At 69.2% G+C, this 14563-nt stretch carries 13 protein-coding genes; 3 read left to right on the plus strand and 10 right to left on the minus strand.

Annotated features, from left to right (window positions below):
* The first annotated feature begins 413 nt into the window (after positions 1-413).
* Both ONA70_RS27150 and ONA70_RS27155 read left to right on the plus strand, forming a co-directional pair.
* Complete coding sequence (locus ONA70_RS27150; protein ID WP_265009324.1) at positions 414-1286, plus strand: hypothetical protein; 873 nt, start codon at positions 414-416, stop codon at positions 1284-1286.
* 191 nt (positions 1287-1477) lie between these two features.
* Positions 1478-2470, plus strand: a complete 993-nt coding sequence (locus ONA70_RS27155) for a hypothetical protein (protein ID WP_265009325.1) — start codon at positions 1478-1480, stop codon at positions 2468-2470.
* Positions 2471-2492: 22 nt separating this feature from the next.
* Here ONA70_RS27155 and ONA70_RS27160 read toward each other — a convergent pair whose 3' ends face one another.
* From ONA70_RS27160 to ONA70_RS27205, 10 genes are all read right to left on the minus strand, one after another.
* Complete coding sequence (locus tag ONA70_RS27160) at positions 2493-3488, minus strand: DMT family transporter (protein WP_265009326.1); 996 nt, start codon at positions 3486-3488, stop codon at positions 2493-2495.
* A gap of 219 nt (positions 3489-3707) precedes the next feature.
* A complete protein-coding gene (locus ONA70_RS27165) occupies positions 3708-4628 on the minus strand; it encodes a type II secretion system F family protein (RefSeq protein ID WP_265009327.1) in 921 nt (306 codons plus the stop codon).
* 10 nt (positions 4629-4638) lie between these two features.
* Positions 4639-6600, minus strand: a complete 1962-nt coding sequence (locus tag ONA70_RS27170; protein ID WP_265009328.1) for a type II secretion system F family protein — start codon at positions 6598-6600, stop codon at positions 4639-4641.
* Between the two features lie 17 nt (positions 6601-6617).
* Positions 6618-7958: a CpaF family protein gene (locus ONA70_RS27175; protein ID WP_265009329.1), complete on the minus strand. Its 1341-nt coding sequence runs from the start codon at positions 7956-7958 to the stop codon at positions 6618-6620.
* Positions 7955-9142 carry an AAA family ATPase gene (locus ONA70_RS27180; protein ID WP_265009330.1) on the minus strand — a complete coding sequence of 396 codons (1188 nt, stop codon included), beginning with the start codon at positions 9140-9142 and terminating at the stop codon, positions 7955-7957. The genes ONA70_RS27175 and ONA70_RS27180 overlap by 4 nt, the downstream gene beginning before the upstream one ends.
* Positions 9143-9161: 19 nt before the next feature.
* The gene (cpaB, locus tag ONA70_RS27185) at positions 9162-9941 is read right to left on the minus strand and encodes a Flp pilus assembly protein CpaB (protein WP_265009331.1); all 780 of its coding nucleotides are present in this window, start codon (positions 9939-9941) and stop codon (positions 9162-9164) included.
* Positions 9942-9979: 38 nt separating this feature from the next.
* The gene (locus ONA70_RS27190) at positions 9980-11191 is read right to left on the minus strand and encodes a Tad domain-containing protein (protein WP_265009332.1); all 1212 of its coding nucleotides are present in this window, start codon (positions 11189-11191) and stop codon (positions 9980-9982) included.
* A complete protein-coding gene (locus ONA70_RS27195) occupies positions 11179-11526 on the minus strand; it encodes a TadE/TadG family type IV pilus assembly protein (protein WP_265009333.1) in 348 nt (115 codons plus the stop codon). Before ONA70_RS27195 ends, ONA70_RS27190 begins: the two co-directional genes overlap by 13 nt.
* A 308-nt stretch (positions 11527-11834) precedes the next feature.
* Positions 11835-12014, minus strand: a complete 180-nt coding sequence (locus ONA70_RS27200) for a Flp family type IVb pilin (RefSeq protein WP_265009334.1) — start codon at positions 12012-12014, stop codon at positions 11835-11837.
* A 209-nt stretch (positions 12015-12223) separates the two neighbouring features.
* Positions 12224-12958, minus strand: a complete 735-nt coding sequence (locus ONA70_RS27205) for a prepilin peptidase (RefSeq protein WP_265009335.1) — start codon at positions 12956-12958, stop codon at positions 12224-12226.
* 358 nt (positions 12959-13316) lie between these two features.
* Here ONA70_RS27205 and ONA70_RS27210 point away from each other — a divergent pair, with 358 nt between their 5' ends.
* Positions 13317-14486: a DUF418 domain-containing protein gene (locus ONA70_RS27210; protein WP_265009336.1), complete on the plus strand. Its 1170-nt coding sequence runs from the start codon at positions 13317-13319 to the stop codon at positions 14484-14486.
* The last annotated feature ends 77 nt before the right edge of the window (positions 14487-14563 follow it).

Here is a 14563-nt window from a genome sequence, read left to right on the forward strand (position 1 = left end):
TAGCCGCCGGTGGGGGCGGCTCCGCCGTCGGTCAGCCGGCCCGTGATGGAGCCGGTGTCTGCTGCCTGGGCCGGCGTGGCCAGCCCGGTCAGGGCCAGGGTGCCAGCCAGCAGCAGTGCGCCGAACCGGCGCAGCATTGATCTGCCCATGATTCCTCGCGGGGGTCAGAGGAGTGAGGATGTTGGAACACAACTTGCGTTGGCCCGCCAGCCTAGCGATGGGCGGCACCACCCGCTGCCCCTTACGGACCTACCGAAAGCGCCAAGAGCGGCAACCATCGGCCGCACAGCGGCGCCTGCCGCCGGTGCGGCTGCTGGTCCTTCGCTGAAGGTCAATCTTCTCGGTGTGTCGGAGAGTGTCCAGATAGTCACGCCGGGCACAATCACCGATGTCCCTATCGGAGGTGCCTGTTGTTGCGGTATCGAAGCCGGCTGGCTCGGTGGGCGCTGCGCGCGGCTCTTCTGTTCGGTGTCATGTTCGGCGTGTGGGGCCTGCACGAGGCGGTTGCGGAAGACGCTGCTCGGGCCGCCGAGCCCGCTGCCTCTTGCACCCTCGGCCCCCTGCTCGGTGCCGGCGGAACCCTTTTCGACAGCCCCCTGCCGTGTGGGCCGTACTCGTCCACCGGCTCGGTGATCGAGGATGCCTCGGGCCGCACCGGCGGCGTGGCAACGGTCGTCGAAGGAATCGCCTCGGCGACGCGCCCGGTTGCGGGCACCGCGTCGCCCGTGGTGGAGGAGATCGCCGGGACGGGCCTGCTGGAGCCGGTCGGCAGCGTTGTTCAGCCGGTGACCGAGCCGATCGTCGACGTTCTGGAGCCCGCTCTGGGCCCGGTCCTCGACCTGACTCAGCCGATAATCGGCTCCCCCGCCGCGCCGCAGACGCCTCCCGCCGATCCCGCCGTCAACGCACCGCCGTCGGCGGATGAGCCCCCGGCGGTCACCACCCCCACCACGATCGTCCGGCCGGTACCGCCGATCGCCGCGTTCGACCCGGCAGCCCCGTCGCCTGCCTGGACGCCAGCGACAGCCGAGCCTCACCAGCGGTCATCCGACGCTGCCGAGACGACGCACGTGCAGTGGCCCGACGACCCGATCCATGCCCTCGGGTTGACTCCTGGCACTCCTGGCAGCGCTGCCGGCAATGGCTCCGCTGCCACCGGCAAAGAACTTCCGGCTGAGGCCTTGCCGCGCTCATGGGCGCCGGCCTTGTGGCTTCTCAGCGGATACGGCACTCGAGGCGAGAAGCTCGCGGACCGCTCCGGCCAACCGGACACCAGACCCGCCTGAGCAGCCCCGGCCATCCCCGCCTGAGGCGGGGACAGCCACGACCGGTCACCTCACACAGACGTCGTGATCGCCGCTGCCACCTGGGGTCCGGTCCCGGTATTCGGTGCCGGGCGCCAGCACGTCCCAGAAGTCTTCGCAGCCCGTCGACACCGCCATCGCTGACCAGCCGCATCTGCTACCCGGAGAACCGCGTGATCAACAATCTCCCCGTCTGCCGCGCCCATTGGCACGACATTCCCCACATCGTGGACCTTGTCGCCGGTCCCTTCGCCGACAGCGCGATCGGCGCATGGCTCGTCCCCGACGAACACCGTCGACGGGACATAGTCAGCGCCGTCGTCCGCATCTGGACCGAACACGCTCTGCTGTTCGGCGAGGCCTATATCCTGCAGGATCATTCCGCCGTCGCCGTCTGGCTGCACCGGTACGGCCCCGTCTCACCGCCGACCGAGTACGGCGAGCGGCTGGCGGTTGCCTGCGGCGAGTACGTGGACCGCTTCCTGCACCTCGACGATGTTCTGCACACGCACCGACCCGACGGCCCGCACAACCACCTGGCGTTCTTCACCGTCGCGCCAATGCCATACCGGGTCCGGCGTGCCAGCGCCCTGCTCGCCACCAGCAATGCTCGAATGGGTCAGGCCCTGCTCCCCACCTACACCGAGGTGACAACCTCCGCTGACCGAGACCTGTACGCCCGGCACGGCTATGTCCCCCTCGAACCATTCACTCTCCCCGACGGCAGCACCACCTACCCCATGTGGCGCACCCCAGGGCAGCGCCGGCCCCGCCACCACTCGTCCACGCCACCCGCCCGCCCAGCCCAGCCAGCCCCCGCCTCGCGTGACCTTCCGATCCGGCTCGTCCTCGACACCTCCGCCATCCTCGCGTTCACCGAGGGCTCGACCGCCGTGGGCGAGGCGATCGCCAACGTTGCCGAGGAAGGCTGCCTGTTCGGGCTACCGGTGATGTGCCTGGCCGAGGCAGCCCGATCAGCCACCGACCCCGACCGGCTTGACCTCCTGGCGAACCATCCCGCCGCGGCAGTGCTGACCGTCGATCCGCTGCAATGGAAAGCCTTCGCCACCACGTATCGCGCGGTCGGCCGGCTCGACACGGCAGGTGCCCTGCTCGCGGCCGCCGGAAACGACTGCCGGATCCTGGCCGATCATCGTGGGCAGTAGCAGGGCCCTGTTCACCACCTCGTCACTGCGGCGCCGTCGGATACGTGCGCGTCGGATCGTCACCCTGACGACGGGCACCAGCGGGCATGGTCAGCAGGAGCAAGCCCAGGGCAAGGACGATCATCCCGGACCAGGATGCAGCCGGCAGGCGTTCATCGAGGACGGCGACACCGAGGACCGCTGCCACGGCGGGCTCGGCAAGAGTCAGCGATGTGGCCACCGACGCGGGAGTGCGGCGTAGCCCATGTCCGAATAGCCGGTAGGCCAGGTAGACGGTGACCAGGGCGAGGTACAGGGCCACCGCCGCGCCCCGGGTGGTGGCGAGCCAGCGCATGTCGGTGACCGACACGAGCGGCAGGACGAGCAGCCCGGCTGCGCCGAACAACACACCCATCACCGCCTCGGAAGGGTGCCCGCACGCGATGAGCCGCCCACCGATCAGCGAGTAAGCGGCGTACGACAATCCGGCGCACACGGCGAGTACAACCCCCGCCGACGCGATGGGCGTGGCGTGCCCGGTGAGCCGGGGACCGAGCACCAGAAGGGTGCAGCCCAGCACGGCGGCTACGGTCGCGCCGCTCCACCGTGCGGTCGGCCGCGCTTGCCTGGTGAGCCAGGAGAGCAGGCCGGCGAAGACCGGCGCACTGCCCAGGGCGACCACGGTGGCCACCGCCACGCCGGTCCGGGCCACGGCCGGGTAGAAGGTAACCGGATACGCGGCTACCGCCAGCGCACCCACGACGAGCAGCCACCGCTCGGGGCGTGTGCAGGCGATCGGTAGCGAGCGGGCGCGGCGGGAGCTGAGGAACAGCAGCATGCCGCCGAGGGTGAGACCGGCGCAGCCAATGGCCGCCGCCGGTGCACCGGCTGGCGCCAGTGAGCTGGCGGTCCCGGTCGTACCCCACAGTACGGCGGAGGCGAGGATGGGTCCGGGGCCGCCCAGGAAACCGGGGCGGGAGGGGCGCCGGCCGGCGGCAGCCGGGCAAGCGGGAGCCAGGGAAGAATGGCGATTCGGCACAGTCGTGGTCTTCCGTCGTCGAATGCGTCTGGGACTCGATCCGAAACGGGCGCACCACAAGCCCCTGACCCGCCCATGGGGGCAGGGGTCAGGGAGTCACCTCAGTGTCTGCGCCCGATCAGGCGCAGAGCGGCGGCAGAACGACATGCCAGTAGGAGTTCACGACCGCGACCTTACCTGCCTGAGACCCGGAGGCGATGACCGGTCCGGTTGTCCGGATCACCGGAACAGACCGCTCTGCAGAATGTTGATCACGCCGGGCCCGAGCACGACGATGAACAACGACGGGAAGAGGCAGAACACGAGCGGGAAAAGGATCTTCACCGGGACCTTCTGGGCCAACTCTTCGGCCCGCTGCCGCCGCCGTACGCGCATTTCCTTGGCCTGCTCGCGTAACACCTTGGCGATGGGGATGCCGAGTTCACTGGCCTGGACCATGAGTGCGCAGAACGTCTTCAGCTCGACGACCTTCGTACGCTGGGCCAGCCGCCGCAGGGCGTCCATCCGGGTCATACCGAGCTGGATCTCCTGGAGGGTACGGGCGAACTCGCTGGCCATCGGGCCCCGGCCGTAACGCGTCACCTGGGCCAGCGCGGCGTCGAAGCCGAGCCCCGCCTCCACGCTCACCGTGAGAGTGTCGAGGATGTCCGGCAACGACCGCCGGACCGCCTCCTGCCGCCGGTAGCCGAGCTCATAGATGATCAAGTCGGGGAGGTAGGCCCCGAGCACCGCGCCGAGCGCGCCCCCCAGGATCGCCGCGGGTAGGCCGCCGAGAAGCGTACCCAGGCTGCCCCCGCAGACGGCGAGCCCGATCAGCCCCAGCCCCTTGACCTCATAGACGCGGTCGACCGTCCAGTACGCCGGGTTTCCGGCGAAATCGAGCCACCGCCGCAGCCGATCTATCCCGTTCGCGGGCGTCAGCGCGCGGCCGAACCCCATCATCCCGGCGGCCAGCGGTGTGATCACCCGTTCGCTGAACGCCTCATCGCCCGGTCCGGCCCGCCCTGTGGAGTAGACCTGGTCGATGGCGCTCAGGCCCTTGGCCACGCCGGCCCGGTCGAAGCTGGCCGAGGCGACCGTGACCACGATGAGCGTGACTCCGGCGAAAACGGCCGCGCCCGCCCCGATGAGGATGGCCATGCCGCCCATCTCAGACCTCCACCTTCACGACCCGGACCATCCAGAAGATCCCGACGAGCATCAGAAACCCGCCCACCAGCAGCAGCGCGATGCCCAGCGGATGGGTGACCAGGGGGTGCATGTAGTCACCGCGGATGGTGAACATGAACAGGCCGAGCACGATGGGCAGGCCGATCAGCACCCACGCCGAGAGCCGGCCCTCGGCACTCAACGCGCGGACGTGGCGCCGCAGACGGCTGCGTTCGCGCATCGTGTCCACCGTCGTCTCCAGCACCTCGGCGAGATTGCCGCCGACCTCGTGCTGGATCCGGATGGCCATGACGACCCATTTCAGGTCCTCGCTCCCGGTCCGGTCCGCCACCCGCAGGAGAGCGTCGGCCAGGTCGGCGCCCAGCCGGTGCTCCGCCAGCGCGCGGCCGAACTCCTCGGCGATCGGGTTCGGCGCCTCGCGGACCACGGTGTCGAGTGACTGGCCGAGCGAGAAGCCCGACCGCAGCGAACCGGTCACCAACTGCAGGGCGTCCGGCAGTTGCTCGACGAACTGGCGGGTCCGGCGATCGGCCCGCAACGACCGGTAGATCCGCGGGCCGAGCCAGCCGAGCAGCACCCCGAGCAGCAGTCCGAACCAACCGAGTACGGCCACGCCGAGCGCCCCGCCGGTCACCACCGCGCTGGCCTGGACCAGCACCCACTCGTGCGGGCGCAGGCGCATCCCCGCCTGCTCCAACCGCAGGCTGATCCGGGCGTCGAGGCCGCGCGATCGGAGCACGGAGGCGCTCGCCGCCAGCATGCTGCTGGTGAGGAAGGTGGGGCCGGTCTCCGGCGTCGCCGGCGACGGCTCGGCCCGGGCCGGCCCGAACTGGCTGATCTGCCGGATCCGGTCCTCGGTCGCCGCCGAGCGCGGCCAGGCCAGCAGCAGCACCAGCAGCAGCAGGCCGACGAAGGAGACCCCGGCAACCACCCAGATCGCCCAGGCCGGCAAGCCGGTCTGTGCCAGGCTCGGTGCGGCAGCGGCCGGATCCGGCACCGGATCGGCGAACGTCACCGGCACCGAGATGGCCAGCGGCTGGCCGGCGACCGTCACCGTCACGGCGAGGTCGCCGCTCTGCCGCGCCAGCCTGTTCGGTACCTGCGCCTCGACGGCGAGCAGCACGGAGAAGGTCGACGCGGCAACGCGGAACTTCTGCGCCAGCGATGCGTTGTCGGCTGCGGTGAGCAGGTTTCCGCCCCCGGCCTGAGCGATCGCCTTCAGATTCCTCAGTCCGGCATCGGTGGCTTGCGCAGCCACGACGTCGGTGGGTAGGCGGCTGGCGCCGAGGGCCTCGGTCACCTGGGACCGGATGGCCGTCGAAGCGGTGTCCGCACCGTCGGAGAGCACCAGCATCCGCCGATCCGAGGTCGGACCAAATCCTGCTTTCTCCAGCGCGTCGCGGCCGAGCAGGACGCCGTCGTAGAGGGCGGTCTCGCCCTTCGCGCTCAGCTTGTCGAGCGCCCGGGTGAAAGCGGCCCGGTTGTCGGTCGGGGCGAGCAGGAGGCGCGGGCTGTCCGTGACCGCGATCAAACCCAGTCGTACGTCGTCCGGCAGCTTGGCGGCCAGCGCACGGGCGGCGGTGCGGGCGGCCTCCAGCCGGGCGCCGGCCACCGACCCGCTCACGTCGAGGACGACCATCATCGCGCGCGGCGGCAGGTCCGCCGAGGAGCCGGCCGAGCGGTCGACCCGGTCCGCGGCGGCGGGCAGCCGCGTGTCGCCCACCGCGACCTGTACCGTCGCCGGGTCCAGCACCGAGTTGAGGGGCAGGTCGCGTGCCGCCAGCAGGAACCGCACCTTGCCCGGCGACGCCGCCAGCCCGGACACCGCGAGGCTACCGGCCGGAGCGGCGGAAACGGGCGGTGGCGCCAGGATCGCCGCCAGGGCAGCGAGTACGCCGATCAGACCGGCGCTGCGGGCACGCCACCGACTTGCACTGTTCACGATGATCATCGATCCCGTCATCGGAGGGGCGCGGTGAGGCCGAAGATGGCGGGATCGAGCATGACGCCCACGTCCGCCAGTTTCTCGACGAAGCGCGGGCGCAGGCCGGTCGGGCGCAGCATGCCCGTGAACTGCCCGTGCGCGTCCATCCCCGCCCGGTGGTCGTAGAGGAAGATGTCCTGCAGGCTGATCACGTCCCCTTCCATCCCCACGACCTCGGTGATGTGCGTGATCCTTCGGGTGCCGTCACGCAGCCGGCTCTGGTGCACGATCAGGTCGACAGCGGAGGAGATCTGCTCGCGGATGGCGCGGATCGGCAGGTCCATGCCGGCCATCAGGACCATGGTTTCCAGCCGGGACAGCGAATCCCGCGGGGAGTTGGCGTGCACGGTCGTCAGCGAACCGTCGTGGCCGGTATTCATCGCCTGCAACATGTCGAGCGCCGCGCCGTCGCGGACCTCGCCGACCACGATCCGGTCCGGGCGCATCCGCAGCGCGTTGCGGACCAGATCCCGGATGGTCACTTCGCCCCGTCCCTCGATGTTCGGGGGCCGGGCCTCGAGCCGCAGCACGTGCTGTTGGTGCAGGTGCAGTTCGGCGGCGTCCTCGATCGTGATGATCCGCTCGTCGGGTGGCAGGAACTGGGACAGCACGTTGAGCGTGGTGGTCTTGCCGGTACCGGTGCCACCACTGATCAAGATGTCCAGGCGACCGCGTACGCACGCGGCGACCAGGTTGGCCACCGGCCGACTCAGCGTGCCGAACGCGATCAGATCCTCGATGCCGTAGGGGTCGGCGGCGAACTTCCGGATGGTCAGCTTCGCCCCGTCGAGGGCGACCGGCGGCAGCACGGCGTTGACGCGACTGCCATCCGGCAGCCGGGCGTCCACCATCGGGCTGCTCTCGTCGACCCGCCGCCCCACCCGCGCCACGATCTTGTCGATGATCCGCCGCAGGTGCTCCTCATCGAGGAAGGCGGCGTCCACCGGCGAGATACGCCCGCCGCGCTCCACGTAGATGCGGTCCGGCCCGTTGACCATGATCTCGTTGATGTCCGGGTCACGCAGCAGCGGTTCGATCGGGCCGTGGCCGAGGACGTCGTCGCAGATCTCGGCGGTGATCCGGCTCCGGTCAGCGCCGGTCAGCGCCGTCTCCTCACGGGAGAGCACCGCCTGCAGGGTCTCGCGTACCCGTCGCTCCATCACCTCCGTCGAGCGCTCGCTGTAGAGCGTGGGCCCGAGGATTTCCTGGAGTTCCTGGTGAACGCGCCGACGCAACTCCGTCAGCAGGGGTCGCGCGGCCGGGCGCCATTCGCCGGGGTCACCCTGGTGGCGGCCGATCCGCTCGGTCAGGCTCATCGCTTACCGCCCCGGCCGAAGAGGCCGCGCAAGCCCGGCGAGGTGGGCTTGTGGGCGGTGGTGTCGCCCAGTTGGCCAGCGGCGAAATCCCGCAGTGCCTTGCTGACCGGGTGCGACGGGTTGTCGGCCACGATCGGTATCCCCTTGTTGATCGAGACTGGGACGTCCCGGCTGGACGGCACGTACGCCGAGATCGGCACCCGGATGACGCGCTCGATGTCGGCGGCGGTCAATCCGACCTTGGCGTCGGACCGGTTGAGCACCACAAGTCGCTGTTCGGTCGGAAGCCGCAGCAGGTCGAAGGTGTCCAGGGTGATGCGCAGGTTCTTCAGGGCCGGGATGTCCGGCGTGGTGAGCAGAACGTGCAGATGCGACCGCTCCAGCGCGACCAGCACGTGTTCGTTGAACTGTGGTGGCGTGTCGATCACCAGGTAGTCGAACATCCCCCCGGCCAGGCCCAGCACCTTGGTGACGAGCTGCTGGGAGACCTGCTCCGCCTCGGTCGGCCCGGGCGGGGCGAGCAGGGCATGCACGCCGGGGCTGTACGCGGTGAAGAGGGTACGCAGCGCCTGCTCGTCGAGTTCGGCACCGAACTCGGACGCGTTGGCGATGCCGCGCTGCGGCGGCAGTTGCAGCATGATCGCCACGTCACCGAAGGCGAGATCCAGGTCGATCAGGCCGACCCGGTGGGTGCCGCCGGCGGCCAGCGCGATGGCCAGGTTGGTGGCGATGGTGGTCTTGCCGCAGCCACCCTTGGCCGCGAATACCGTGATCACCTTGGCCTCCCGCTGGCGGCCGGCCTGTTCCGGAACCATCGGGCTGACCGGCGCCATCTGCCGGGAGATGTCGATCGAGCGGGCGCATGCGGTGAGCAGCGACACCTTGTCGTCGACCGGCACCACCTCGCGGACGCCGGCGCGCAGCGCCTCACCCAGCAGCACCATGTCCACCATCAGCCGGATCAGCACCACGCCAAGGGCCGGGCGGCTGACCCGGTAGTCGGCTGCGATGGCCAGTGCCTCGCGCAGTTCGACGCCCGGCCCGAGGACCACCAACTGCTCCGTAGGACGTTCGGCGAGCAGTCGGGACAGGTCCGGGCGCGTCGCTGCCGGGTGTACGTCGCCGCCGAGCAGCACAGCAACCTGCTGGGCATCGCGGGGCTGCGGCTCGTACAGAATGGTCATGGGTTCACTCCGTCCGCACTCACTGGAAGATGGAGTCCACGCGGGAATCCTTGTCCGTGTTCTCCACGCCGCCGCCCGGCTTGACCTGGACCGCGTCGGTGAGCAGACCGAGATAGAGGCTGCCGGTGTTCAGACCGAGAATCAGGCGCTCCGCCTCCTTCTGATCCACCGCGAGGGTGAGCAGGAGGGTCCCGTTCCTGGACGACGCGGTCTCGCTGGTCGTGGTGTCGTCCTTGGTGTCGCGTGGCGGGGTGTAGGTGCCGACGGCCATGACCTGGACCTTTTCCAGTAGCAACCGGGTTCGTTGGATCTTGCTCTCCTGGCCCGCCTTGTCCAGAAGCTTGTACGTAAGGAAGATCGCAACGTCGGAACCGGGCCGCACATATCCGGCGACCTGCTCTGGCGCGCCGGTCTGCACCGTCACCGCCATCTTGCCGTCCGGCAACTCCAGCCCACTGGTCACCTGGCTCGGCTGGCCGAAGTTCGCCTTCAGCAGGATCTGCCCCTCGGCGAGATTCGACGTGACGACGAGTTTGTCGAATTCCGACCCGATCACTGCCAGGGCGTCGCTGGGCACCGACGATTTCGGCATCCGCTCCGTCCGGACCAACTGCTCGGCCTGAATTCGGGCGCCAGTCGTGCCCGCCTGGATCCTGGCCTTGGCGACCATCACCGTTACCGCGTCGGTGATCTGCGCCCGGGCCCGGGCGTCCGCGCTCAGTCCATAGAAGAGCACGCCGACGGTACCGATCGCGGCGATCACGATGGCGAGCGTGATGGTGATGATCCGACGTGTCATGAGGGGAGGCTTTCTGGTTGTTCGATCTGGCGGGCGAGTTAGCCGATAAGGGAGATGACGGTGGCACCGAGCGGGTCGAGCGATCCGATTTCCACCGGCCCCGGCCGCAGGACGTCCACGAAGTAGCCGTAGAGGCAGCGGTCTTCTCCGCTGCAATACTCCTTGCCGGTCAGCCAGGATGCCTTTCGCTTCGCGGCGGGATTACCGAGGAAGTAGCCGGTCGGCACAAACGCGGCCATTCCGGTGATGTGGTATCTAGCCTTACTGCCGGTGCCTTCGACCGTGTCATAGATCGGGATGTAGAGAACCTTCGCCGCCGACGCATCGGTGGTGATCGGCCTGAGCACGTCCGTGCAGTTCTTTTCGAGAACGCCGGTCGGACCGGCGGTGAACGTCTCGGTGGTGCAGTCGCCGTCACCACCGTCGTCCAACCAGCCGAATCCGCCCGGCTGATCCCAGCCGGCGGGCCCCTTCTCGTCGGGGCAGAGACTGTCCGGATCCTTGGCGTCGTGGGTCCTCAGCACGATCTCGTATTCATCGGCGGGGCTCGGCTCCGCGTTCGGCGGATAGGGCGGCGGTGCCGGAAAATGCTCGCCGTTCTTCGTGGCGGCATCCCATTCGCATTTGGAGAAGGTCACCGCCAGGCCGGCCTTCGGCGCGCCCCAGGTCACCCGGGCGCAGGCCGCGACCGTGCTGCCTCGGTAGTCTTCGTTACCGAGCAGGGCCCTGGCGAAGGACGGCGGCAGCAGGGTCGACCCGTCGCGCTGCTCGGTAGTGGTGTGCACCTCGAGGTAGGGCTGGCCATCGGCCAGCGGCGCGCCGTCGAGGCAGCGGGTCAGGTTCCGCGGAGCTGCCGCCGGGTCGCACGTGGGCACGACGCTGGAGCTCACGTCGGGCACGGAGCCGCAGATCGTGAAGTTGGTGGCCCCGTCCCTGGCGTTCCCCCCAGCGAACGGACCCGCCTTGGTGGTGAGGTCTGACGTATTGCAGGTCGCCACATCGGCGGCGCACGACTTCGCGGCGGCGATGGCCACCGCGTCCGCACCCGACTGCAACTCCTCCCGCTCCACATAGAGCTGGCCGACGTCCACGACGAGCGCGAGCATGCCGAGCAGCACGCCGCCGGCGAACAGGACGCCGAAGACGGTGGCGACAGCGCCGCGGTCATCGCGCCGCAGCCGCCGGAGGATCCCGCCCCGGCCGGGGCGCCAGGTCGCCGAGGACTTCGACTGATCGCTCAATGTACGCATGGCATCACGCTCTTGGCGGTCAGGGTCGTCCCGCCGCTGCCGATAATGAATCCAAGCGGCGTGATGTAGGAGAAGGTGTAGGTGACGTCGGCCGAGGCGTTCGTGTCCGGCCCGGACCTGCCCAAACAGTCGCGGATTTCCGCGTCGACGAGGTCGCTGTCCCGCGTGGCCGCCGCGACCCTATCCTGACCCGCGCCTTGGTCGATCAGTGCGGCGGCACGGGCACCTTCGCGAGCCGCCTGACTGATCGTGATCTGGGCGTTGAGCATTCGACCGAAATCGATGATTCCAAATATGATGAGCAGTACCACCGGCAGTAGCAGGGCGAACTCCACCGCCGCCGCGCCTTGGTCCAGCGGCCGCCTAGCCTTGCCCACCGCCGCCCTCACCAACGAGCATCTCAACCTTCCCAAGGAATGTTCGTCACCGCGCCCGCAAAGAGGCCGAGCACCCTCTGGCCATATATCGCTATCGACGCTGCCGCACGACAGCGATGAAGGCCGCCAACAGCGCCTATTCCGTCGAGATCGCTCCACGGTCGAGGTTGTCGCGTGCCTCGCGATCGTCCACGTAGCGGCGGGGATGGGCAACCACCCGCCCATCCCCACACCGCACGGAGAAATTCGGCATCAAGCGCTCGAAATCAGCAGCTGGCGGCGTCACCGATGCAGTCGTTGACGCTGCTGAACAGGTCGCTCAGGCCGCCGCCCAGGGCGTAGACGGCACCCGCGATGACGACGGCGATCAGCGCGACCAGAAGGCCGTACTCGACGGCGGAGGCGCCCTCGTCGCGGCGCCGCAGTTTGCTCAGAAGCTTGACCATGAATGTGTCCCCTTCCACATCCGTCCACATCGAACGGAAATCGCTGCCGGGCGTCAAATAGTCGCTCGCGCACCGCGCGGTCGGCCGCGCTAATCGAGCAGCGACAGTCAACACGGCGGGGGCCGCCAAACTAAGCTTCGATTAGCTGCATTCCTCGCGACGGCCGGAGGGGGACGCCGACCGGCCAGACCGAGCCGGCCCCCGGTCGGCTACCAGGCCGCCACGCAAACGGCCAGCAGCCCACCAGCCAGCAGGGCCGGGCCGAACGGCAGATGGCTCTTCCAGCCCACCCGACCGGAGACGAGCAGGGCCAGCAGCAGGGGCGCGTTCAGCAGCCACGGCAGCAACGCGCCGAGCAGCACGGCCTGCCAGCCGAGCCAGCCGAAATACCAGCTCAGCAGGGCTGCGACCTTCGCGTCGCCCATCCCGTAGCCGCCACCGGGCAGCAGCGCCATCCCGATGAAGACCACACCGGATGCCAGGCAGGCCAGCAGCGCGCGGAGCCAGTCGCCCCATTGCCCAGTCACGGCGGCGACGGCCGCGAACAGGACCGGTGTCACCGCCAAGGCCGGCAGCACCAGGGTGTCGGGAAGACGACGACAGGCGATGTCGATCGCGGCGAGCAACACGCCGAGCACCGCCACGGCGAGAAAGAGCGGCAGCACGGCCACCGGCCCCAGCGCGGCGGCGACCAGCCCGCCGGCGAGCCCGGCTGTCACGCCGGTCGCCCACGTCGCGGGCCCCAACCGGGCCGCGCAGGTCGGACAGGTCGATCGAACCGACAGCCAGCCGCGGGTGCCCAAAGGCAGCGAGGCGCCGCAGTTGACACAAATGTCTCGAAGCGGTTCACCGAACGGTACGGCGAAGCGATAGGCAGCCCGTGGCAGTAGCAGGCCGGCCACGCCGCATGCGGTCGCGCACGTACCGATCAGCAACGGTGACACGCGTGGAGCGTAGCGGTTCCGGAGGTGATCGAACTTTCCCGCCAATCCGACTCCGTCCGTCTCTACCCGGCCTGGGGCGGCAACGGCAAAGCAGCCCAAACATGCCGAATAGTGATTCTCCCTCCGCACCGCATCCAAACATTCGGCTCGACGTAGACGGCGTAGAGGATGGCCTCCGCGCTCAACTGAGGACATCCCGCCATGAACGAACTTTTCATTTTTGAAACGGCACTGGAAGGCGTCCGCAGTCGCAATGACTCAGCGAGCGTACGAGTTCCACATCATTCGGGACGGCCGACCCGGCGTGACGGGTGGCTCGGCCGTGGTGAACACCGCTGTCCCCGGGGTAAAGAGGCCCATGACTCGGACGCCACCGAGCAGTGATGCGTTCGATCGGATCCTGGACGTGGACGCGCTGCGGGGATTCGCGTTGTTCGGCATCCTGCTGGTCAACATCTGGTACTTCGCCTCGGGCTACGCGTTTCCCCGCATCCCTGACCCGGCGTACCCCTCCTGGCTTGACCGTGGGATCCGCGACAGTGTGGCGCTGCTGTTCGAGATGAAGTTCTACCTGCTCTTCTCGTTTCTGTTCGGCTACAGCTTCACGCTCCAACTCGACACGGCGCGGCGTCGGGACACCGCCTTCCGGTCGCGGTTCCTGCGCCGGCTGGGCGGCCTGTTCGTGCTTGGCGGCCTGCACGCCGTGCTGCTCTTCCACGGCGACATCCTCACCACCTACGCCGTACTCGGGCTGGTTTTGCTCGCCGTACACCGGATCCGGCCGCGCACGGCGGTGATCCTGGCCGGCCTGCTCGTGGGGGTCGTCGTACTTCTCTTCGGTTCGATGGCCCTGGCGGAGGTGCCGTCGGTCGACCAGTCGGCCGCCCTCAGGGCCGGGGAAAGCGTCACAGCGGCGCTGGCCGGTGGACCGGCCTCCGTCATCGCCCAGAACGTCCGTTCGATACCGCACATGATCGCCGGGACGGCGAGGCTGCAAGGACCGGTCGCCCTGGCCATGTTCCTTCTGGGGCTCGCCGCCGGCCGTCGCCGGATGCTGGCCGACGTGTCGGCACACACTCGCGGTCTGCGCCTGATCCAGCGCGTTGGATACCCGGTTGGTCTCGCCGGCGCGTTTGCCGTCGTAGCCCTGGGCGGCCGCACCACGGTCGAGGGCCTTGCCTTAGCCACCCTCACCGGCACGGCCCTGGCGGCGGCGTACGCCGCCTCGATGCTGCGTCTGTTCCACACACCGACGGGACGTCACATATCGGCCGCGCTCGCACCGGCCGGCCGGATGGCGTTGACCAACTACCTGAGCCAGTCCCTGATCTGTGCTCTGATCTTCACCGGGCTCGGTCTCGGGCTGATCGGCCAGGTACCGCCGGCCGGCGTACTGGCCATCGCACTCGGCATCTTCGCCGCGCAGCTGGTACTGAGCGCTCACTGGATGAGGACCCACCGGTACGGCCCGGTCGAGTGGATCCTCCGGGCGGTGACCAACGCCGAGCGGCCGGCGTGGCGCCGATGAGTCCTGCGCGGAAGCCACCGTAGTCGAGCCGGATACTGGAGACAGCGGCTCTCCCCGCCCTGGCAGGCATTTGTCCG

The sequence above is a fragment of the Micromonospora yasonensis genome (genome assembly GCF_026013475.1).
Classification (GTDB): domain Bacteria; phylum Actinomycetota; class Actinomycetes; order Mycobacteriales; family Micromonosporaceae; genus Micromonospora; species Micromonospora yasonensis.

Excerpts from the sequence above, each read along its gene's own strand:
- ONA70_RS27165 (WP_265009327.1), bottom strand. The coding sequence starts at position 4,628 with ATGGCCATCCTCATCGGGGCGGGCGCGGCCGTTTTCGCCGGAGTCACG.
- ONA70_RS27180 (WP_265009330.1), bottom strand. The coding sequence starts at position 9,142 with ATGACCATTCTGTACGAGCCGCAGCCCCGCGATGCCCAGCAGGTTGCT.
- ONA70_RS27175 (WP_265009329.1), bottom strand. The coding sequence starts at position 7,958 with ATGAGCCTGACCGAGCGGATCGGCCGCCACCAGGGTGACCCCGGCGAA.
- ONA70_RS27210 (WP_265009336.1), top strand. The coding sequence starts at position 13,317 with ATGACTCGGACGCCACCGAGCAGTGATGCGTTCGATCGGATCCTGGAC.
- ONA70_RS27190 (WP_265009332.1), bottom strand. The coding sequence starts at position 11,191 with ATGCGTACATTGAGCGATCAGTCGAAGTCCTCGGCGACCTGGCGCCCC.
- cpaB (WP_265009331.1), bottom strand. The coding sequence starts at position 9,941 with ATGACACGTCGGATCATCACCATCACGCTCGCCATCGTGATCGCCGCG.
- ONA70_RS27200 (WP_265009334.1), bottom strand. The coding sequence starts at position 12,014 with ATGGTCAAGCTTCTGAGCAAACTGCGGCGCCGCGACGAGGGCGCCTCC.